At 74.0% G+C, this 19,488-nt stretch carries 18 protein-coding genes; 4 read left to right on the plus strand and 14 right to left on the minus strand.

The annotated features are described in order from the left end of the window. Position 1: 1 nt before the first annotated feature. The 5 genes from resB to GNZ18_RS38725 all read right to left on the minus strand — a co-directional run bounded on the left by resB (position 2) and on the right by GNZ18_RS38725 (position 4,777). On the minus strand, positions 2-1,753 hold the full coding sequence (gene resB / locus GNZ18_RS38705; protein ID WP_156222188.1) for a cytochrome c biogenesis protein ResB: 1,752 nt from the start codon (positions 1,751-1,753) through the stop codon (positions 2-4). A 1-nt stretch (position 1,754) separates the two neighbouring features. Further along, positions 1,755-2,495 carry a cytochrome c biogenesis CcdA family protein gene (locus GNZ18_RS38710; protein WP_156222190.1) on the minus strand — a complete coding sequence of 247 codons (741 nt, stop codon included), beginning with the start codon at positions 2,493-2,495 and terminating at the stop codon, positions 1,755-1,757. Positions 2,496-2,528: 33 nt separating this feature from the next. Further along, complete coding sequence (locus tag GNZ18_RS38715; protein ID WP_156222192.1) at positions 2,529-3,119, minus strand: TlpA family protein disulfide reductase; 591 nt, start codon at positions 3,117-3,119, stop codon at positions 2,529-2,531. A 48-nt stretch (positions 3,120-3,167) separates the two neighbouring features. Then, positions 3,168-3,806 carry a histidine phosphatase family protein gene (locus tag GNZ18_RS38720; RefSeq protein ID WP_156222194.1) on the minus strand — a complete coding sequence of 213 codons (639 nt, stop codon included), beginning with the start codon at positions 3,804-3,806 and terminating at the stop codon, positions 3,168-3,170. A gap of 68 nt (positions 3,807-3,874) precedes the next feature. After that, a complete protein-coding gene (locus tag GNZ18_RS38725) occupies positions 3,875-4,777 on the minus strand; it encodes a LysR family transcriptional regulator (RefSeq protein ID WP_156222196.1) in 903 nt (300 codons plus the stop codon). A 184-nt stretch (positions 4,778-4,961) separates the two neighbouring features. Here GNZ18_RS38725 and dapA point away from each other — a divergent pair, with 184 nt between their 5' ends. Beyond that, the gene (gene dapA, locus GNZ18_RS38730; RefSeq protein WP_173391015.1) at positions 4,962-5,834 is read left to right on the plus strand and encodes a 4-hydroxy-tetrahydrodipicolinate synthase; all 873 of its coding nucleotides are present in this window, start codon (positions 4,962-4,964) and stop codon (positions 5,832-5,834) included. A gap of 55 nt (positions 5,835-5,889) precedes the next feature. Here dapA and hemL read toward each other — a convergent pair whose 3' ends face one another. Further along, the gene (gene hemL, locus GNZ18_RS38735; protein ID WP_312875000.1) at positions 5,890-7,179 is read right to left on the minus strand and encodes a glutamate-1-semialdehyde 2,1-aminomutase; all 1,290 of its coding nucleotides are present in this window, start codon (positions 7,177-7,179) and stop codon (positions 5,890-5,892) included. 183 nt (positions 7,180-7,362) lie between these two features. On the opposite strand from hemL, the gene GNZ18_RS38740 reads away from it, so the two are divergent. Next, on the plus strand, positions 7,363-9,054 hold the full coding sequence (locus tag GNZ18_RS38740; protein WP_173391016.1) for a serine/threonine-protein kinase: 1,692 nt from the start codon (positions 7,363-7,365) through the stop codon (positions 9,052-9,054). 73 nt (positions 9,055-9,127) lie between these two features. Here the strand turns inward: GNZ18_RS38740 and GNZ18_RS38745 are convergent, their stop codons facing one another. From GNZ18_RS38745 to GNZ18_RS42870, 8 genes are all read right to left on the minus strand, one after another. Next, a complete protein-coding gene (locus GNZ18_RS38745; RefSeq protein WP_156222202.1) occupies positions 9,128-9,796 on the minus strand; it encodes a bifunctional DNA primase/polymerase in 669 nt (222 codons plus the stop codon). Between the two features lie 148 nt (positions 9,797-9,944). Further along, positions 9,945-10,925 carry a porphobilinogen synthase gene (gene hemB / locus GNZ18_RS38750; RefSeq protein WP_156222204.1) on the minus strand — a complete coding sequence of 327 codons (981 nt, stop codon included), beginning with the start codon at positions 10,923-10,925 and terminating at the stop codon, positions 9,945-9,947. Between the two features lie 61 nt (positions 10,926-10,986). Then, entirely contained in the window at positions 10,987-12,558 is a 1,572-nt protein-coding gene (locus GNZ18_RS38755; protein ID WP_308166126.1) for a bifunctional uroporphyrinogen-III C-methyltransferase/uroporphyrinogen-III synthase, read from the minus strand. 46 nt (positions 12,559-12,604) lie between these two features. Beyond that, positions 12,605-13,564, minus strand: coding sequence for a hydroxymethylbilane synthase (gene hemC, locus GNZ18_RS38760; protein ID WP_312875001.1), 960 nt, complete (start codon positions 13,562-13,564; stop codon positions 12,605-12,607). A 49-nt stretch (positions 13,565-13,613) separates the two neighbouring features. Then, entirely contained in the window at positions 13,614-15,227 is a 1,614-nt protein-coding gene (locus GNZ18_RS38765) for a glutamyl-tRNA reductase (protein ID WP_446678415.1), read from the minus strand. A gap of 103 nt (positions 15,228-15,330) precedes the next feature. Next, on the minus strand, positions 15,331-16,065 hold the full coding sequence (locus tag GNZ18_RS38770; protein ID WP_214618153.1) for a redox-sensing transcriptional repressor Rex: 735 nt from the start codon (positions 16,063-16,065) through the stop codon (positions 15,331-15,333). Positions 16,066-16,362: 297 nt separating this feature from the next. Then, positions 16,363-16,626 (minus strand): glutaredoxin family protein, encoded by a 264-nt coding sequence (locus GNZ18_RS38775; protein WP_156222208.1) that lies wholly within the window; start codon positions 16,624-16,626, stop codon positions 16,363-16,365. Further along, positions 16,623-18,164 (minus strand): putative quinol monooxygenase, encoded by a 1,542-nt coding sequence (locus GNZ18_RS42870; RefSeq protein WP_246251237.1) that lies wholly within the window; start codon positions 18,162-18,164, stop codon positions 16,623-16,625. Before GNZ18_RS42870 ends, GNZ18_RS38775 begins: the two co-directional genes overlap by 4 nt. Before the next feature lie 225 nt (positions 18,165-18,389). On the opposite strand from GNZ18_RS42870, the gene GNZ18_RS38785 reads away from it, so the two are divergent. Both GNZ18_RS38785 and GNZ18_RS38790 read left to right on the plus strand, forming a co-directional pair. Further along, positions 18,390-19,016, plus strand: coding sequence for a sigma-70 family RNA polymerase sigma factor (locus GNZ18_RS38785; RefSeq protein WP_156222210.1), 627 nt, complete (start codon positions 18,390-18,392; stop codon positions 19,014-19,016). 237 nt (positions 19,017-19,253) lie between these two features. Next, complete coding sequence (locus tag GNZ18_RS38790; protein ID WP_156222212.1) at positions 19,254-19,430, plus strand: hypothetical protein; 177 nt, start codon at positions 19,254-19,256, stop codon at positions 19,428-19,430. The last annotated feature ends 58 nt before the right edge of the window (positions 19,431-19,488 follow it).

The raw sequence follows: 19,488 nt of genomic DNA on the forward strand, positions 1-19,488 counted from the left end.
GTCACTCCTTCGGTTCTGTGTCGGGGTCGTGCCCGGCCGGTCCCGCCTCGGCCTCGGTCTCAGCGGTTTCCGGCTCGTTCTGCGGCTCGTTCTCCGGCGCGGGCTCGGCCTCCGGCGCCTCGTGCCCGGGACCGCGCAGCGCGGTCACGATGTCGTCGAACTCCGAGGTCGGGTTCCCGAGCGTGAGGCCGCCGACCTCCACCACCGTACGCCCGCCCTTCCCGGCGCTCGCACGGACCCACACCCTGCGGCGCCTGACCATGAACGAGGTCGCCACGCCGAGCACCGCGAGCACGGCCGCGACCAGTGCGGGCAGGCGTCCCGGGTCGCGGTTGACCGACATCGTCGTGTACTCGCGGAGGCCGTCGAAGGTGATCGTCCCCGCGTTCCCGGGGAGCTTGAACGACTCGCCCGGCTCCAGCAGCTTCTGCCCGTCCTTGACGGGCTGGAGCGTCTTGCCGACGCCCTCCAGCTTGTAGACCGACTGGGGGGTGCCGGAGTCGAGCCCGATGTCGCCCTTGAACGAGGAGATCGTCACGACCGGGCGGATCGGCCCGGGGAAGGCCGAGACGATCTGCTTCCGGTCCTCGCTGGCCATCGCCGTCGGCCACAGGATCGCGTAGAAGGCGAGCTGCTCGGGCTCGGCGTCGGGCGCCTTGATGACGCCCTCGGAGGTGAGGTTGCGCGGCTCCATCGGCAGGAAGGGCACCGCGTCCTGGAAGGCGATGTTCCCCTTGCCGTCGCGGACGGTGAACACCGGCGCGTACCCGTGCCCGAGCAGGTAGAGCTTGGCGCCGCCGACCTTCAGCGGGTGGTTGAGCCGCAGGTCCCAGCTCTTCTCCTTCGCCCCGGGGGAGTTCCGGTAGCGGATCTTGGCGTGGAAGTCGGTGGCCTGGCCGCGCTTGTCGCCCTTGGTCTCGTAGGTGGCGGTGAAGTCGTCCAGCGTGATCGAGAACGGCGAGAGGTCGTCGCCGCCGAACGCGCGTCCGGGCTTGAAGTCGTCGTACTGGCTCAGCGAGTTCGCGAACGACTTGCCCTCGGTCAGCAGGATGTTGCCGCGGTAGCCGAACAGGTTGCCGAGGCCGAGCGCGAACAGCAGGGCCAGCAGCGCCAGGTGGAACAGCAGGTTGCCGGTCTCGCCCAGGTACCCCTTCTCGGCGGACGCGGCGCCCCCCGAGACGTCCACGCGGAACCGGCGGCCGCGCAGCACCCGGCGCGCCTCGGCGAGGACGTCCTCGGGCGCGTCGTCGGTCTCGTAGGACGCCGACTGCGGCAGCCGCCCGAGGTTGCGGGGCGCCGCCGGGGGCCGCGCCCGCATCGACCGGTAGTGCTTGACGGCGCGCGGGACCACGCAGCCCGCCAGCGACACGAACAGCAGGATGTAGATCGCCGCGAACCAGGGCGCGGAGAACACGTCGAACAGCGAGAAGCGGTCGAGCCAGGGCGCGAGGGTCTTGTGGTCCTCGACGTACTTGGCGACCTTCTCCGGCGCCTGGTCGCGCTGCGGGAAGATCGAACTCGGCACCGCGCCCAGCGCGACCAGGAACAGCAGGATCAGCGCCGTGCGCATCGTGGTGAGCTGCCGCCAGCCCCAGCGCAGCCAGCCGAGCGGGCCGATGCCGGTGGGCCGGGGCACCTCCCCGGGGGCCTGCCGGGCGGTGGGCGCCCGCGTCCCCGCCTCACCCTCGGCGGCCTCGGCGCCCTCGGCGGCGGCGATGGCCTCGTCCGTGATCTCGTCCGTCGTCTCGCCCATCTCAGATAACCGGTTCGAAGCCGCTGATCCACGACCTCAGCTCGATGGTCAGATCGCCCCACAGGCCGCTCACCAGCAGCACCCCGATGAGCACCAGCATCCCGCCGCCGGTGCGCATCACGAGGGGGTAGTGCCGCTTCACCGCGCCGAACGCGCCGAGCGCGCGCCGGTAGGCGATCGCGGTGACCACGAACGGCAGCCCGAGGCCCGCGCAGTACGCCAGCGACAGTAGCGCGCCGCGCCCGGCGCTCGCCTCCGTGATCGCCAGGCCCTGGACGGCGCCGAGCGTCGGGCCGATGCACGGCGTCCAGCCGAGCCCGAACAGGACGCCGAGCAGCGGCGCCCCGGCCAGCCCGGCCGCGGGCATCCTGCCGGACTTGAGCGTCCACTGGAGGCCGGGGACGAACCCCATGAACGCCAGCCCGAACACGATCGTGACGACGCCGAGGACGCGGGTGATCGGGTCCTGGTACTCCAGCAGCCACCGGCCGAGCCCGCCGAACAGCACGCCGTAGCTGACGAACACGAGGCTGAAGCCCGCGATGAACAGCGACACGCCCGCCAGCAGCCGGCCGCGCCGCTGCTCGGCGAGGTCGGCGCCGGACATGCCGGTCACATACGACAGGTAGCCCGGGACGAGCGGCAGCACGCACGGCGAGGCGAACGAGACCAGCCCGGCCAGCGCGGCCAGCGGCGCGGCCGCGAGCAGCGACCCGCTCGTGACGGTCTCGGCGGCGCTCATCGGCCCGCGCCGCTTCCGGGGATCATGGCGGGCTCACTTCTCCGCGAGGGTCTTGGCGACCAGCGGACCGAGCTTGGAGTAGGTCGTGGCGCCGATGACGCGGGCCGCGATGCGGCCCTGCCGGTCGAGGACGAGGGTGCTCGGGATCGCGCTCGGCGGGACCTCGCGGAAGGCGAGCGTGACCCGCCCGTCCGCGTCGAACATGCTCGGGTAGGTGACCTTGAACTTGCGCTCGAAGGCCTTGCCGTTCTCCTTGGCGTCCTTGAAGTTGACGCCGAGGAACTCCACGCCCTTCGCCTTGTTCTCGCTGTAGACCTGCTCCAGCGAGGGGGCCTCGCCGCGGCAGGGCGCGCACCAGGACGCCCAGAAGTTCACGACGACGACCTTGCCCTTGAGGTCGGCGAGGCGGTGCCGGCCGCCGGCGAGGCCCTCGGCCTCGACGTCCTGGACGCTCTTGCGGTCGCCGGGCTTGAACTCCGTGACGTTCCCGTTGCCCGAGATGAAGCGGTTGTCGTTGCCGCCGGCGCCGTTCTCGGAGGCGCTCGTCCCGGCGCAGCCGGCGAGCAGCCCGCAGAGCGCGACGGCGGCGGCTCCGGCGCGCGCGGGGGAAAGTCGGGGGTTCAACGGACCCTCCTACTACTACAGGACGTAGTACAAACGGTAGCGGTGCCCTCAGGCACCCGCGACACTGGGCCCCTTCGCGAGCCCCGCGGCGGGCTCGCTGTAGGCGACCTCCACGAGCCGGCTGCCCTCGAACGTGAGGCTCGTGACGCTGGCCAGGGCGCATTCGCGCTTGTTCGGATGGTGCCAGAGCCTGCGGTGCTCGGCGTGCAGCCGCAGGATCCACACCGGGAGCTGGTGGCTCACGCACACCGCCTCGTGGCCGCGTCCGGCCTCCCTGGCCCTGATCACCGCCGCGCGCATCCGGGCGGCGAGGTCCCGGTAGGGCTCGCCCCACGACGGGCGGAACGGGTTGACCAGGTGGCGCCAGTGCTCGGGACGGCGCAGCGACCCCGCGCCCGCCCCGAACGTCAGCCCCTCGAAGTGGTTCTCGGCCTCGATCAGCCGGTCGTCCACCGTCACGGGCAGGTCGAACGCCTCGGCCAGCGGCGCGGCCGTCTCCAGGGCCCGCTGCATCGGCGAGGAGAACAGCGCGGTCACGTCCCGGTCGCCGAACCACTTGGCGGCGGCCTTGGCCATGAGGACGCCGTCCTCGCTCAGCCGGTAGCCGGGCAGCCGCCCGTAGAGGATCCCGTCCGGATTGTGCACCTCACCGTGCCGCAGCAGGTGAACGATCGTCTTCTCGGTCATCGCCCGTCAGATTACCCAGGCCGGGCGGTGTCCCGGCCCACCGGCCGCGCCCCGCCCGCCGCCGCGGCTCAGCCCGCGGCCGGGACGGCCGAGCGCAGCGCCTTCACCGCCGCGCGGATCGCCGGGCGGCGCGCCGCCTCCTCCCGCCAGAGCGCGTAGACGCGGCGCGTCAGCGGCTCGGCGAGCGGCACGACCGCCACGTCCGGCGGGACGTCGCAGCGGCCGAGGCGGGGCAGGATCGCGTTGCCGAGCCCGGCCGAGACGAGCGAGAGCTGGGTGGCGAACTCGTAGGCCATGTGGTCGATGCGAGGCTCGCTGTCGACGGCGCGCAGCGTCCGCAGGAGCCAGTCGCAGCAGATGCTGTCGGGCGAGGAGCTGATCCAAGTGTCACCGGCCAGCTCCTTCAGCTCGATCGTGTCGCGCCCCGCGAGCGGGTGGTCGGAGGGGAGCGCGACGTCGGCGATGTCGGCGCAGATCACCCCCTTGCACAGGCCCTCGGGCAGCGGCAGCGGCTCGTTGTTCCAGTCCTGCACGACGGCCAGGTCGAGGTCGCCGCGCGAGACCAGCGGCCCGCTCTGCAGCGGGTCCTCCTCGCGGAGCAGGACGCGCAGGTCGGGGTGCTCGGCGCGGAGCCTGCGCAGCGCGGCGGGCATCAGCCCGCGCACGGCGGTCGGGAACGCGGCGAGGGAGAGCCGCCCGACGACGGAGCCGCGGTGCGCCTCCAGGTCGGACTGGGCCTGCTCGACGAGCGAGAGGATCCGCTCGGCGTGCGCGACCAGCAGTTGCGCGGCGTCGGTCAGCCGGACGCCGCGCCCGTTGCGTTCGAGCAGCTTCTGGCCGGTCTCCCGCTCCAGCTTGGCGAGCTGCTGGGAGACGGCGGAGGTGGTGACGTGGAGCACGTCGGCGGCGGCGCTGACCGAGCCGTAGGTCGCCACGGAGTGCAGGGCGCGCAGCCGTTCCAGATCGAGCATGTAGCAATGCTAAAACGAACTGTCAAAGAGTTCTAGCTTGTTCTAAAGCTATCCGCCGAGGACGATGCGGGAAACCGCGCTCCCCGCCGGGGGCGTGCCGTCCGGCGAAGGGTGTCGCGCGTCTCATAGAACGTTCCACGGCCATCGTACGGGTGACCCGACCCGTCCTGACGAGGTGAGAGACATGCACGGAATCCACGCGTCCCTGGTGACGCCGTTCACCCGCGCGGGCGAGGTCGACCTCAAGTCCCTCGAAAGGCTCGCGGCGCACTGCCTCACGGGCGGCGCGTCCGGGCTCGTGGCGCTGGGCACCACCGGCGAGGCGGCCACGCTGACGGCCGCCGAGCAGCGGGCGGTGCTGGAGACCGGCCGCGCCGTCGCCACCGAGCACGGCGCGCCGCTGATCGTCGGCGCCGGGACGATGGGCACCGAGGACTCGATCCGGCAGGCCCGCGAGCGCGCCCCGCTCGCCGACGCGCTGCTCGTCGTCGTCCCCTACTACCTGCGCCCCTCCGACGACGGCGTGATCGACCACATCGCCGCGATCGGCGCCGCCGTGGACGTGCCGCTGCTCGTCTACAACATCCCCTACCGGACGGGCAAGCACCTGTCCGCCGAGGCGCTGCTGCGGCTGCTGGAGCTCGACTGCGTCCTCGGCCTCAAGCACTGCCCCGGCGGCATCGACCAGGACACCCTCGCCCTGTTCGCCGCCCGCACGGGCAAGGTGATCCTGTGCGGCGACGACGCCTACACCTACCCGATGCTCCAGCTCGGCGCGTGCGGGGCCATCGCCGCAACGGCGTGCCTCGCGCCCGAGGCGTTCGCGGCGATGGCCGAGGCGTCGCGCACCTGCAACACCACCCGCGCGCTGACCTTCCACGACGCGCTGTACCCGCTGGTGGAGGCCCTGTTCGCGGAGCCGTCCCCGGCGGTGCTCAAGGCGTGCCTGGCCGACGCCGGGGTGATCGACGACCCCGCCGTCCGGGCGCCGCTGCGCGCGCCGCACCCGGACTCGGTCGCGCGGGCCAGGGACGCCCTGCACATCCTCCCCTACTGATCGGCCGAACCGCCGAACGGCTCCCGGCCGGGGTCCGCCGCAAGCCCCGGCCGGGTCAGGAGACGGCGGCGGCGCGGGCGGCGTGCGGGAGCGCGGCGAGGACGCGGTCCAGCGCCGCCTCGTCGTGCGCGGCCGACAGGAACCACACCTCGTACGCCGACGGCGGCAGGTAGACGCCGCGGTCGAGCGCGGCGTGGAAGAACGCCGCGTAGGCCTTGGAGTCCTGCCGCTGGGCGGCGGCGAAGTCGCCGACGGGCTCCTCGGTGAAGAAGATCGAGAACAGGTTCCCGGCGTGCTGCGCGTGGTGCGGGACGCCCGCCCGGGTCAGCGCCTCGGAGGCGGCCCTGGACACCAGCGCCGCCGCCGCGTCCACGGCCGCGTACACCTCCTCGGTCGCGCCGCGCAGGGTCGCGAGGCCCGCCGCCGTGGCGAGCGGGTTCCCCGACAGCGTGCCCGCCTGGTAGACGGGCCCGGCGGGGGCGAGGTGGTCCATGACGTCGGCGCGCCCGCCGAACGCGGCGGCGGGCAGCCCGCCGCCCATCACCTTCCCGAACGTCATCAGGTCGCCGGGCACGCCCTCGATCCCGTACCAGCCCGACCGGGACGCCCGGAACCCGGTGAGCACCTCGTCGACCACCAGCAGCGCGCCGCTGCGCTCGCAGAGCCGCTTCAGCAGCGCGTTGAAGTCGGGCAGCGGCGGCACCACGCCCATGTTGCACGGCACCGCCTCGGTGATCACACAGGCGATCTCGTGGCCGTGCTCGTCGAAGGCGCTCTCCACGGCCGCGACGTCGTTGTAGGGCAGGACGATCGTGTCGGCGGTCGTCGCGCCGGTGACGCCGGGGGTGTCGGGCAGCCCGAAGGTGGCGACGCCCGAGCCCGCCGCCGCGAGCAATGAGTCGACGTGCCCGTGGTAGCAGCCCGCGAACTTCACGATCTTGCTGCGGCCGGTGAACCCGCGGGCGAGCCGGATCGCCGACATCGTCGCCTCGGTGCCGGAGTTGACCAGCCGCACCTTCGCGACCGGGGCGCGCGCGACGATCTCCTCGGCGAGCTCCACCTCGCCGGGCGTCGGCGCCCCGTAGGACGTGCCGTGCCCCGCCGCCTCGCGCACCGCGTCCACGACGGCCGGATGCCCGTGCCCGAGGATCAGCGGACCCCACGAGCACACGAGGTCGACGTATTCGTTACCGTCGGCGTCGGTGAGGTACGGGCCGCGCCCGGACGCCATGAAGCGGGGCGTCCCGCCGACGGCGCCGAAGGCCCGCACCGGGGAGTTCACGCCGCCGGGGACGACCTCGGCGGCGCGGTCGAACAACTGCTGGGAGCGATCGGTTCCAGTCACGCTCCAATCCTCTCAGTTGCAGTTCGGCGACTGCCCTTGACCTCGCCGGGCACGGGCCGATATTCCACCAAGTACGACATGAGACCCGCCGGGAGGTGGGCCTGCTATGTCCCCACTTCCCTGTAACTTCCCCACAACTTCCCCGCATCAATGACTCTCACCGGCGGCGGCCGGATCGGAGGGATGGCTTTCACCGTGGTTGACGGCTGGACGGTCCCGGGCTTCACCCACGAGCGAGAGCTCAGCGGCGGCGCCTCAGGCCGGGTGGTGCTGGCGGTCGACGACCTGACCAGCACGAAGGTCGCCATCAAGTACTTCGGCGGGCGGCAGGCCGACGAGGCGTTCCGGGCGCGGTTCCGCGCGCTCTCGCGGCCGCTGTCCCAGCTTGAGGACCCGAACGTGGTCGACCTCTACGACTTCGTGGAGACCGCCGAGGGCGCCGCGATCGTGATGGAGCGCGTCGAGGGCGTCGCGCTGCGCCGGATCCTCGCCGCGCAGGGCCCCACCGGCCCCCTGGCGGCCCTGTCGATGCTCGGCGGGACGCTGCTCGGCCTCGCGGCCGGGCACGCGCGGGAGATCGTGCACGGCGCGCTCAGGCCGTCCAACGTGCTGGTGGACGGGCAGGGCAACGCCCGCCTCGCCGACTTCGCGACGGCGCCCGCCGGCACCGAGACGGCCGCGGGCCCGGCCTACGCGGCGCCCGAGCTGTGGGACGGCGCGCCCGCGAGCGCCGCCACCGACCTCTACGCCGCCACCGCGGTCTTCTTCGAGTGCCTGACCGGGCGCCCGCCGTTCGCCGGGCGGAACATGGCCAAGCTGCACCGCGAGGGCCCGATCCCCGCCGAGGAGGTCCCGGGCCCGCTGCGCGGCCTGATCACCCAGGGCCTCGCCAAGGACCCGGACGAGCGTCCGAAGTCGGCGGCGGACTTCCTCGGCGCGCTGGAGGACGCGGCCGTGTCGGCCTACGGGCCGTCCTGGGAGGCGCAGGGCCGCGGCCGCCTCACCGAACTCGCCGCGCAGGCGGCGGCGCAACCGGAGCCCAAGCCGAGGCCCGCGCGCGGCAGCGGCCGCAACCCGATCGTCGCGGCGGCGGGCGCGGCGCCCAAGGCGGGCGGCGGGCGCGGCCGGTGGATCGCCGTGGCGGCGGCCGTCGTCGTGGTCGGCGTCGTCGCGGCGGGCGTCCTCCTGCTCGGCAAGGACGGCGAGTCCGCCGCGCCCGACCCGACCCCCGCGCAGAGCAGCACCCCGCAGCCGAGCCTCCCGGCCGGCGGCGTGGACCCGGCGCCGCTCGTCGCGAGCATCGACCAGTCGACCGCGCGGGCCGGCGGCGCCCGGTTCACCTACCGCCGGACGGGCGCCGGCGGCCCCGCCGCCGGACGGGGCGGCTTCACGCTGGTGCAGGGCGGCCCGGCGTCGTACTCGATGTCGCTGTCGGGCGCAGGGGGGACCCGCAAGGCGGCCCAGGCCGTCGTCGTCCGCGACGTCGTGTACCTGCGGGCGGGCAAGCGGTGGCGGCAGGCGCCGGCGGGCGGGCGCGGCTACCCCGCGCTGGCCGAGCAGATCCGGCTGGGCAGCTCCGTCCCGGCGATGACGGCGCTGCTGCGGTCGGCGACGGCGCTGCGCAGGTCCGGCGACGTCTACCAGGGCGAGGCGCCTCCCGCGCGGCTCGCCCAGGACCCGGGCTCGGGCCCGCTCTACGCGGAGATGGCCCGCGCGACCGGCGCCACCAAGATCAGCTTCGCGGTCCGGATGGACGGCGGGCTGCCCGTCAAGCTGTGGGTCCGCGCGCAGGACGCCGCGAAGAAGCGCACGCAGATCCTCTCGGTCTCCTACTCGGGCTGGGGGCACGCGGCGCCGGTCAAGGCCCCGCGCTGACCCCTCGGCCCGCGCCGGGCGGCTGAGCCGGTCTCAGGCGGGCTCAATCGGTCTCAGGCGGGCTCAGGCGGGCTCAGGCGTCCGCCGCCGCGTCCTCGCAGCTGTCGGAGAGCACTTCGAGCAGCCGCAGGGGGTCGGGGAGGCCCCCGCCCTCGGCGGCGCGCTCCGGCGCGCGCAGCCAGCCCACGTCCCGCCCGTGGGGCAGGACCGACGGCGGCGCCACCACGTAGCTGTCGCGGCAGTGCCAGCGCATGCCGGGGGTCGCGGTGACGGTCTCGGGCGAGGTGTCGAGATGGCAGGACCACCACTCGTCCTCGTCGGCGGGGGCGCCGCGCGTCGCGACGAAGAACAGGTGCCGCTCGCCGCCGACGCTCGCGACGGGCCCGACCGGCAGGTCCTCGCGCGCGATCCGCTCCAGCGCCCGCGCGCCCGCCGCCGCCGGGACGTCGAACACGTCGAACACCCGGCCCGTCGGGAGGATCAGGTTGGCGCGGGGCCGCTCGGCCCACCACCGCCGGATCGCGGCCGGGTCGACGCTCGCCTCCAGCGCCCACGCGGCCGACACCGGGTGCGCGCCCGGGTCGGGACAGCCGATCCGGTCGCACGAGCACGCCCGGTCACCGCCGGCCGGCGGGTGCGCCCCGGGGAAGCACGGCCAGCCCAGCGCGGCGTACTCCAGCGCCGCCGCCGCCATCCGGTCGCGCGCCGCCCGCTGCCGCCTGCTCCCCGTGACCGCCAGCATGTCCGCCCCCCGTTTCCCAACGTCGACCGTGGGTTCCTCTTAGGACGATGATGCCGCCGCTCCGCCCCCGGGCACACGGCAACCCCCGGTAACCCACCCTAAGTAACTAGGGGATTCTGGGTAACCGGGGGTCAAAGGCGCATGCGGATCAGAGCGCGCGGGCCACCTCGGTGGCCCAGTAGGTCAGGATGATGTCGGCGCCCGCGCGGCGCATCGAGACCAGCGACTCGTGGATCGTGCGCTCCCGGTCGATCCAGCCCCGCTCGGCGGCGGCCTCGACCATCGCGTACTCGCCGCTCACCTGGTAGGCGACGACGGGCACGTCGACCGCGTCGCGGACGCGGCGGACGATGTCGAGGTAGGCCCCCGCGGGCTTCACCATGACCATGTCGGCGCCCTCGTCGAGGTCGAGGAAGACCTCGCGGAGCGACTCGTCGGCGTTGGCCGGGTCCTGCTGGTGGGTGGAGCGGTCGCCGAACTGGGGCGCGCACTCGGCGGCCTCGCGGAAGGGGCCGTAGTAGGCCGAGGCGTACTTCACCGAGTAGCCGAGGATGGAGACGTCCTGGTAGCCGGCGCCGTCGAGGGCCTCGCGGATCGCGCCGACCTGGCCGTCCATCATCCCCGAGGGGCCGATCACGGCCGAGCCCGCCGCCGCCTGCGCGACCGCGATCGAGGCGTAGCGCTCCAGCGTGGCGTCGTTGTCGATCTCGCCCGCGCCGGTGAGGACGCCGCAGTGCCCGTGGTCGGTGTACTCGTCCAGGCACAGGTCCGTCATGACCACGGTCGCGTCGCCGAGGTCGGCGCTCAGGTCGCGCAGCGCGAGCTGGACGATCCCGGCCGGGTCGTCGGCGCCCGAGCCCGCCCCGTCCTTCACGGCGGGGATCCCGAACAGGATGAGCCCGCCGACGCCCGCCTCGACGGCCTCGTGCGCGGCCTTGCGGAGGCTGTCGCGGGTGTGCTGCACCACGCCCGGCATCGACGCGATGGGCTGCGGCTCGGTGATGCCCTCCTTGACGAACATCGGCAGCACCAGCTCGGCGGGGCTGAGCCGGGTCTCGGCGACCATCCGGCGCAGCGCGGGGGTGCGGCGCAGGCGCCGGGGGCGCGCGACGGGGAACTGAGCGGTCATCGTCCTTCTCCAGCTCTGGGCGTGTCTGGGCTACGTGCGGCCGGGCCGCCTCGCGGCCGGGCTACTTGCGGCGGCGGGCCCCCCGGCGCATCTGGCTGGGCTTGCGCAGCGGGTCCCCCGCCTCGATCTGGGCCGCCCTCCGCTTCGCACCGTACTCGGCGAGCGCCTCGGCGAGCGCGGAGACCGACGGCCGGTCGGCCATGACGTCCACCCGCAGCCCGTACTCCTCGGCGGTCTTGGCGGTCTGCGGCCCGATGACGGCGATCACCGTGACGTTGTGCGGCTTGCCGGCGATCCCGATGAGGTTCTTCACCGTGGAGGAGGAGGTGAACAGCACCGCGTCGAACCCGCCGCCCTTGATCGCCTCGCGGATCGGCGCGGGCGGCGGCGCGGCCCGGACGGTGCGGTAGGCGGTCACGTCCTCGCACTCCCAGCCCAGCTCGGTGAGCCGGGCGATGAGGGTGTCGGTGGCGATGTCGGCGCGCGGCAGTAGCACCCGGTTGATCGGGTCGAGGTCCTCGTCGTAGGGCGGCCACACCTCGGCCAGGCCCTCGCTGGACTGCTGCCCGGTCGGGGTGAGGTCGGGCTGGATGCCGAACTCGACCAGCGCGGCGGCGGTCTGCTCGCCGACGGCGGCGACCTTCAGCCCGGCGAACGCGCGGGCGTCCAGGCCGTAGTCGACGAACTTCTCGCGGACGGCCTTGACCGCGTTGGTGGAGGTGAAGACCACCCACTCGTACCGCCCGGTGACGAGGCCCTTGACGGCACGGTCCATCTGCTGGGGCGTGCGGGGCGGCTCGACGGAGATCGTCGGGACCTCGTCGGGCACGGCCCCGTAGCCGCGGAGCTGATCCGACAGCGAGGCGGCCTGCTCCTTGGTGCGCGGGACGAGCACGCGCCAGCCGAACAGCGCCTTGGTCTCGAACCACGACAGCCGGTCGCGCCAGCCGACCACGTCCCCCACGATGATCATCGCCGGGGACTCCATGCCCTTGGTGTCGGCGACCAGCCGGTGCAGCGTCGAGACGACGGTCTCCTGCTCGGTGGTGGTGCCGAGGCTGGTCATCGCGGCGGGGGTGCTCGCCGGGCGGCCCGCCGCGACCAGTCCCTTGACGGTCTCGGGGAGCGTGTCCTCGGCGCCGAGGATCACCAGCGTCGCGGCCGGGTCGGCGAACCGGTCCCAGTCGACGCCGCCGTGCGAGGCGTCCACGACCCGGACCTCGCGGTGCTTGGCGTCGGTCAGCGGGATGCCCGCGTAGCCGGGGACGCCGGTCACCGCCGACACGCCCGGGACGACCTCGAACGGGACGCCCGCCTTCGCCAGCGCGCCGCCCTCGTCGGCGAGCCCGCAGCCGAGGCCGGGGTCGCCCTGGAACAGCCGGACGACCCGCCGCCCCGCCTTGGCGGCGCGCGCGGCGAGCTTGGCCGGGTCGCCCTCGGCGGAGTCGATGATCTCGGCGTCCGGGCGGCAGTAGGCGAGGATCTCGGCGGGGCAGTGGGCGCGGCCGACGATGACGGTGTCGGCGCGCTCCAGCTCGGCGGCGGCGCGCAGGGTCAGCAGGCCGGGGTCGCCGGGGCCGACGCCGACGATGGCGACGGTGCCGGGATCGGCCGTCCTGCCGCCGACCGGCACATGTCTCGTGGTCTTGGCGGCGGCCCGCTGGGTCGCCGGGCTCTGGCTAGCGGGGCTCAATGTCGCGCTCCCCCATCAACTGGTCGGCCCCCTGGGCGAGCAGCCGGTTCGCGAGTTCGCGCCCCAGCTCCCCGGCCCGCTGCGGGTGGCCGCTGGCGGACAGCCTGATCTGCCGGCTCCCGTCGTAGGCGACGACGGACGCGGTCAGGCGCAGGTTCTCTTCTTCTTCGGCAGCGTATGTTCCCACGGGCGCGGAGCAGCCCGCCTCCAGCACGGCCAGCACCGTCCGCTCGGCGGTGATCGCGCGCCGGGTGGCCGGGTCGTCGACGCTGCCGAGCAGGGCGCGCAGGTCCTCCCGGTCGGCGCGGCATTCGAGCGCGAGCGAGCCCTGCCCGGGGGCGGGGAGCATCTGGTCGGGGTCGAACACCTCGGCGACGGCGTCCAGCCGTCCGAGCCGCCGCAGCCCGGCGTGCGCGAGGACGACCGCGTCCAGCTCACCGCCCGTGACCTTGCGGAGCCGGGTGTCGGCGTTGCCGCGGATCGGCACGACCTCCAGGTCGGGACGCAGCGCGCGCAGCTGCGCGGCGCGGCGCGGCGAGCCGGTGCCGACGCGGGCGCCGAGCGGCAGGTCCGACAGCTTGGCCGGCCCGCACAGGGCGTCGCGCGGGTCGTCGCGGACCGGGGTCGCGGCGAGCGCGATCCCGTCGGCCTCGCCGGTGGGCAGGTCCTTCAGCGAGTGCACGGCGAAGTCGATCTCGCCGGACAGCAGCTTCTCGCGCAGCCCGTTGACGAAGACCCCGGTCCCGCCGATCTGGGCGAGCAGCGCCTTGGAGACATCACCCTCGGTCGTTACCCCGACCAGCTCCACGGCATGCCCGGTACGCCGCACCAGGGCGTCCGCGACCTGCTGCGACTGCGTCATCGCCATCAGGCTCTTGCGCGTGCCCAGCCGCAACGGCCTGCCGTCGTCCCCTGTACCGCTGCCTGCCCCGCCTGTACTGCTCACTGCCCCGCTCCGCCCGTCCACCGGCGGGTCGGCCGGACGCCGCCGCCGTTCACGTCTGGTCTCCTTCGCGCCGCGGGTCGCGCCCGCTCACCGCGCGCACGCTCGCGGCCTGCGCGGTGACGGCCTCGGCGGTCACCCCGCCGGCCCCCTCGATCGCCTCCACCGCGTCGATCGCCCGGCCCGCGTCGACCGGGCCGCCGCTCAGGCAGTCGGCGTCCGCGCATTCCTCCCGCATGCCCGATTCCACCGTAGGGGCGGCGGGCGCCGAGCGCGCGGCGCCGTCCCGGAAAGCGGCCGTCCCGGGGGAGATCCGCCGGGACGCCCGCCCCGACTCCCGCGCCGCCTGCGGCTCCCCCTCGCGCATGTCGGCGCGCGCGACGGCCTCGGGCGCCTTCGGGTCCAGGTCGAACAGCTCGCGGAGCGCGACGGCGTAGGAGTCGCCGCCCGGCGCCGCCGCCAGCTCCTTGACCCGGACGGTCGGCGCGTGCAGCAGCTTGTCCACCACGCGCCGGACGGTCTGGTCGATCTCCTTGCGGGCCCGCTCGTCCAGTTCGGGCAGCCGCCCGCCGAGCCGGGCCAGCTCCGACCGCACGACCTCGGCGGCCTTGCTGCGCAGCGCGACGACCGTCGGCGCGACGGCGGCGGCGCGGGCGGCGCCGAGGAACGCGGCGACCTCCTCGCGCACGATCGCGCGGGCGGCCTCGACCGCCTCGGGCCCGATCGCCCTGCGGGCCTCCTGCGCGGTGCGCAGGTCATCGAGCCCGGCGAGCGCCGCGTCCGGCAGGTCGCCGACGGCGCGGTCGATGTCGTGCGGGAGCGCGAGGTCGAGGAAGAAGCGGCGGCGGCCGTCGGCGCCGACGCCGCGGGCGCGCAGCCGGTCGGCGGTGAGCACAAGGCCCGCCGCGCCGGTGCAGGAGACGACGAGGTCGGCCGCGGTGATCGCCTCGTCCAGCGCGGCCAGCTCGATGGCGCGCGCGGGGACCTCCAGCGACTCCGCGAGCCGCACCGCGCGCTCGTGCGTGCGGTTCGCGACCACGACCTCGCGGGCCCCGGCGCGGCTCAGCGTCGCGGCGGCCAGCGAGCTCATCGACCCGGCGCCGACGACGAGCGCGCGCACGCCCGCGAGCGGCCCGAGGTGCCGCTCGGCGACCTCCAGGCCCACGCTGACCAGCGACGCCCCGGCCTTGTCGATCCCGGTCTCGTGGTGGGCGCGCTTGCCGACCCGCAGCGCCTGCTGCAGGACGTCGTGCAGGTCGCGGCCGAGCGTCCGGTGCTCCTGCGCGAGCCGGAACGCCTGCCGCATCTGGCCGAGGATCTGCCCCTCGCCGACGACCATCGACTCCAGCCCGCACGCCACCGCGAACACGTGCTGGACGGCCCGCTCCTCGTAGTGGACGTAGAGGTACCGGGTGAGGTCCTCCAGCGGGACGCCCGAGTGCAGCGCGAGCGACTCGGAGATCGCCGAGACGCCGCCGTGGAACTTGTCGACCACCGCGTAGACCTCGACCCGGTTGCAGGTCGAGACGATGGCGGCCTCGGCGACGTTCGCGGCGCCGTGCACGGAGGTCAGCAGCTTGGCCAGATCGTCCCCGGTCACCGCCGTGCGTTCGAGCACGGCCACCGGGGCGCTGCGGTGACTGAGCCCCACGACCAACACGCTCATACCGTCTCTCCCGCCATCAAGCCTCTCCCACCGTCGAGCACGTCAAGCCTCCGCCGGCGTCAACGCTGTCAATCCCAACGCCGCCGACGTCACGCTTCTGCCGTCACGCCTCTACCGCCTCCACGTACTGCGCGGGGCCGGGTGGGTCCTCGCCGCCGCCCGCGACGGGTTCATAGTCCCCCGGGCCCCCGGCCTTGCGCTGCTCGTGGAAAGCGAGGATCTGCAATTCGATGGACAAGTCGACCTTACGCACGTCCACACCCTCCGGAACGGAGAGTACGACAGGCGCGAAGTTCAGAACACTCGTGACGCCGGAGGCGACCACCCGGTCACACACGCCCTGCGCGGCACCGGCCGGCGTCGCGATCACGGCGATCGAGACGCCGTGCTCGGCGATCATCTCCTCCAGCCGGTCGATGTGCGCCACGGTCTTGCCGGAGATCTCCTGGCCGACGATGGCCTCGTCCGCGTCGAGCAGGCCCGCCACCCGGAAGCCGCGCGAGGCGAAGCCGCCGTATCCGGCCAGCGCACGACCGAGGTTGCCGACGCCGATGATGGCGACGACCCAGTCCTGGGTGAGGCCGAGCTCGCGGGAGATCTGGTAGACGAGGTACTCGACCTCGTAGCCGACGCCGCGCGTCCCGTACGAGCCGAGGTGGGACAGGTCCTTGCGGAGCTTGGCGGAGTTCACGCCGGCGGCGGCGGCCAGCTCCTCCGACGAGACGGTCGCCACCTCGCGCTCCTGGAGCCCGGTCAGGGCCCGCAGGTACACGGGGAGCCGCGCGACGGTCGCTTCGGGGATGCCGCGGTCGCGCTGGCGGTTCTGTCGAGGTGTCACGGCCTGCTTCTTCGGGGCTCGACGCTGGGGACGGGGCCGGTGCACCCCTCACCCCGGCTCGCCTGGCCGGGCCGCACGGCCGCGGCCTGACCGCCCCAGGGCTATTGACCAGGTTAAGCCTTTGTGAATACGCGCACAAAGTGGCCCCCCGCCAACGAGATCATCGCTGGCCAGGCCCGGCGCGCGGGAAGCCCCGCCCAGCAGGGACCATCGGACCGTTCCGCCGGACGCGGCGCCCCCCGGATGTGACCGACCAGACACCCGAAACGTCCCCGATCGAGGGAAACGCGGGGCGGACTACCGCGAGGCGCGCAGTTTCTCGACGGCGGCGCGGAGCCGGTTCTCGTCCACCCGCCAGAAGTCGTGCTGGACGCCGTTGATCAGCGTGACCGGGATCTGCTCCCAGTAGAGCCGGGTGTCCTCCTCGGAGCGGGTGATGTCGCGCTCCTCCCAGGGGACCTCCAGCTCGCCCGCGACGCGCTCGATCACCGCGCGGGCGTCGTCGCACAGGTGGCAGCCCGGCTTGCCGAGCAGCGTGATCATGATGGGCCGCACCGTCATCTCCCCGGGAACTCCGGCGCGCCGGGCAGCGGGATCTTGGCGGCGCCGAGCCGCAGCTCGATCACGTTGGTCGCCAGCACGTGCGTGCGGGACTCGGCGAGGAAGCGCTGCAGGTGCGGCTGGCGCCGGTGCGCGGCGAAGGCCGCCTCGTCGCGGAAGACCTGGTAGAAGATCCGCTGCGTGGGCGCGCCCACCACCTCGTGCGAGGCGAACACGACGGTGTCGGGCTCGGCCGCCCGCGCCGCCTGGACGAGGTCGGCGGCGAGCCGGTCGAAGGCGTCCTCGCGCCCCTCCAGCAGCGTGTAGACGGTGATCTGGCCGCAGCCGCCCGGCAGGTCGGCGCCGCCGAACCCGCCCGGCAGACCGCCCGGCAACCCGCTCGGCAGGCCGCCCAGCGGGTTCGCGAGCGCGCCGCCCGGCGGGGCGGGCTGGGGCAGGGCGCCGCGCAGGCCGTCGATGGAGGTCGGCCCGGCCGGGTCGCCGGACGGGTCGTCCAGCGGGCCGAGCGCGTCGGGGAAGCGCAGTTCGTCGGCCGGAGCCTGCTCGGGGAAGCGCAGCTCGCCGCGCTTGGCCGGGGGCTGCCGGCCCGGCTGCGGCACCGGCGGGAGGGGCGGCGTCACGGGCGGCGCCTGGGCGGCGGCCAACTCGCGCGGCTGCGCGGCCGGAAGACCCTGCTGCTCGAACCCCTGCTGTTCATAACCCTGCTGCTCATAGCCCTGCTGCTCGAACCCCTGCTGCTCGAACCCCTGCTGCTCGTACCCCTGGTCCCCATAGCCCTGGTCCTCGTACCCCTGGTCCTCGTAGCCGGTCGCGGGCTCGTCCCGGTACTGCCGGTCGTCCCGCCGGTCGTACTCGTCGTCGTAGCCCCCCTCGCCCTCGTAGCCGGGGGCGATGCGCATCGCGCCGTACCAGACCAGCCCGGCGGCGGCGCCCAGCGCGATGATCGCGATCGGCGCGGGCAGCAGCCCGCGGCTGCCGCTGACCACCAGCACCCCGGCGAGCGCGAGCAGCGCCACCGGGATCAGCAGCTCCCCGGCCTCGCGGTCCTGCTTGGAGGCGAGCCAGGCGGTGACGCCGGTGCAGCCGACGAGCGCGATCACCGCGACCACGTGCGCGCCGTCGATGAGCAGCAGCGGCAGCGCGTCGTAGGTGTCGCCCGGCTTCGGCAGGCTCTTGCTCAGCGACCCCTTCAGCGGGTCGACCATGAGGATCACGAGCGCGACGAGCGTGTAGGACACCGCGAACAGCCACGCGGCGAACCGCACCTGCACGTACCGCGCGATCAGCTCGATGATGCCGAGCGCGAGCCAGACCGGCCCGATCATCGCGGCGCCGAGTTCGGCGACGCGGAACAGCGGCCCGTTGAACCCGGCCAGGAAGCCCACGCCCATCGACAGCAGCGCGAGCGTCAGCCCGACCTGGGTCACGGACCAGCTGATCAGGTAGAGCAGCCGGTCCTTGTAGGCGCGCGAGATCAGCAACCCGGTGGCCAGTAAGGCACCCAGGGCCGCCAGCAGCGCGAGCAGAGCGTCGACCATCGCGCCCCATGGTGCCCGATACGGGGGCGTGACGGGTAACCGCTTTCCGGTCCGGCGTCCGAAACCCCGGGAAACCGCCGGTGCGGACCCTCGCGTCCGGCGACCCGCCGGGTGCCCGTCCGGTGCCCGCGCGGACCCCAAACCGCCGACCATTGCCCGCCGTACCTTTCGGTATCTAGAGTGGCAAAACACGCCGGAGGTCGCGTACGCCCCGAGGAGAACTGCATGAGCAGCTTGACCCTCGATACCCGGGTCGTCCCGCTACACCGGCCCACCCCGCGGGCCGAGCCGGGGGCCGACCGGGCCGCGACGCTCAAGGCGCTGGTGCTGCGGGCGAGGGACGGCGACGCCGAGGCGTTCGGCTCCCTCTACGACCACTATGTCGAACTGGTCTACCGGTACGTCTACTACCGGGTCGGCGCCCATTCCCTTACCGAGGACCTGACGAGCGAGACGTTCCTGCGCGCCCTCCGCCGGATGCCGGACTTCCGCTGGCAGGGCAAGGACTTCGGCGCGTGGCTGGTCACGATCGCGCGGAACCTCGTCACCGACCACTTCAAGTCCGGCCGGTACCGGCTGGAGGTCTGCACGGCCGAGCAGGTCGAGCCGGACCTCCCGCAGGAGGGCCCGGAGCGCGCCGTGATCGAGGCGATGACGAACCGGACGCTGCTCACCGCCGTCCGCCGACTCGGCTCGGAGCAGCAGGAGTGCGTGGTGCTGCGGTTCCTGCACGGGCTGTCGGTCGCCGAGACCGCGCTCGTGATGGGCAAGAAGCCGGGCGCGATCAAAGCGCTCCAATACCGGGCCGTCCGGTCTCTGGCCCGGATGCTGCCGGACGATCTACGCTATTGACCGGTGTTATCGGGTGGTATCGACCCGTGTGATGGGCCGGGGTGACGCATGCCGGCGCGGCGCCGCGTGACCTGCCGGAACGTGACACACCGGTGCGCCCCGGGCACCACTGGACGGCCCGTCCGACCCCCTCGGACGGCCGGTCCGATGACGGATTGCCCGTAACCCGGCCCGCCCCAGGGTCGTTCTCGCGGGCAGGAGAGCGCTTTCGCGCCTGGATCCGCAAGGGAGCGGCCGGTGAGAACCAGGCGAGGCAAGATCGTCGAGAAGGGTGGCGCGCTGGCGCGGCTGCGGACGAGCGGGGACGGTCCCGACCCGCGGTTCCGCGCCGACCTGCGCGAGCGGCTGATGGCCGCCGCCGGGGGGCACGGCGAGGACCATCGCAAGGACAACCGCACGGAACCCGTCGAGTAGGGGCAGGTCGACCAGGAGGAGACCGGGAGGAGATCGGCACGTCGCGCGTGGGTCCGGG

Source organism: Actinomadura litoris, from assembly GCF_009733595.1.
Classification (GTDB): domain Bacteria; phylum Actinomycetota; class Actinomycetes; order Streptosporangiales; family Streptosporangiaceae; genus Spirillospora; species Spirillospora litoris.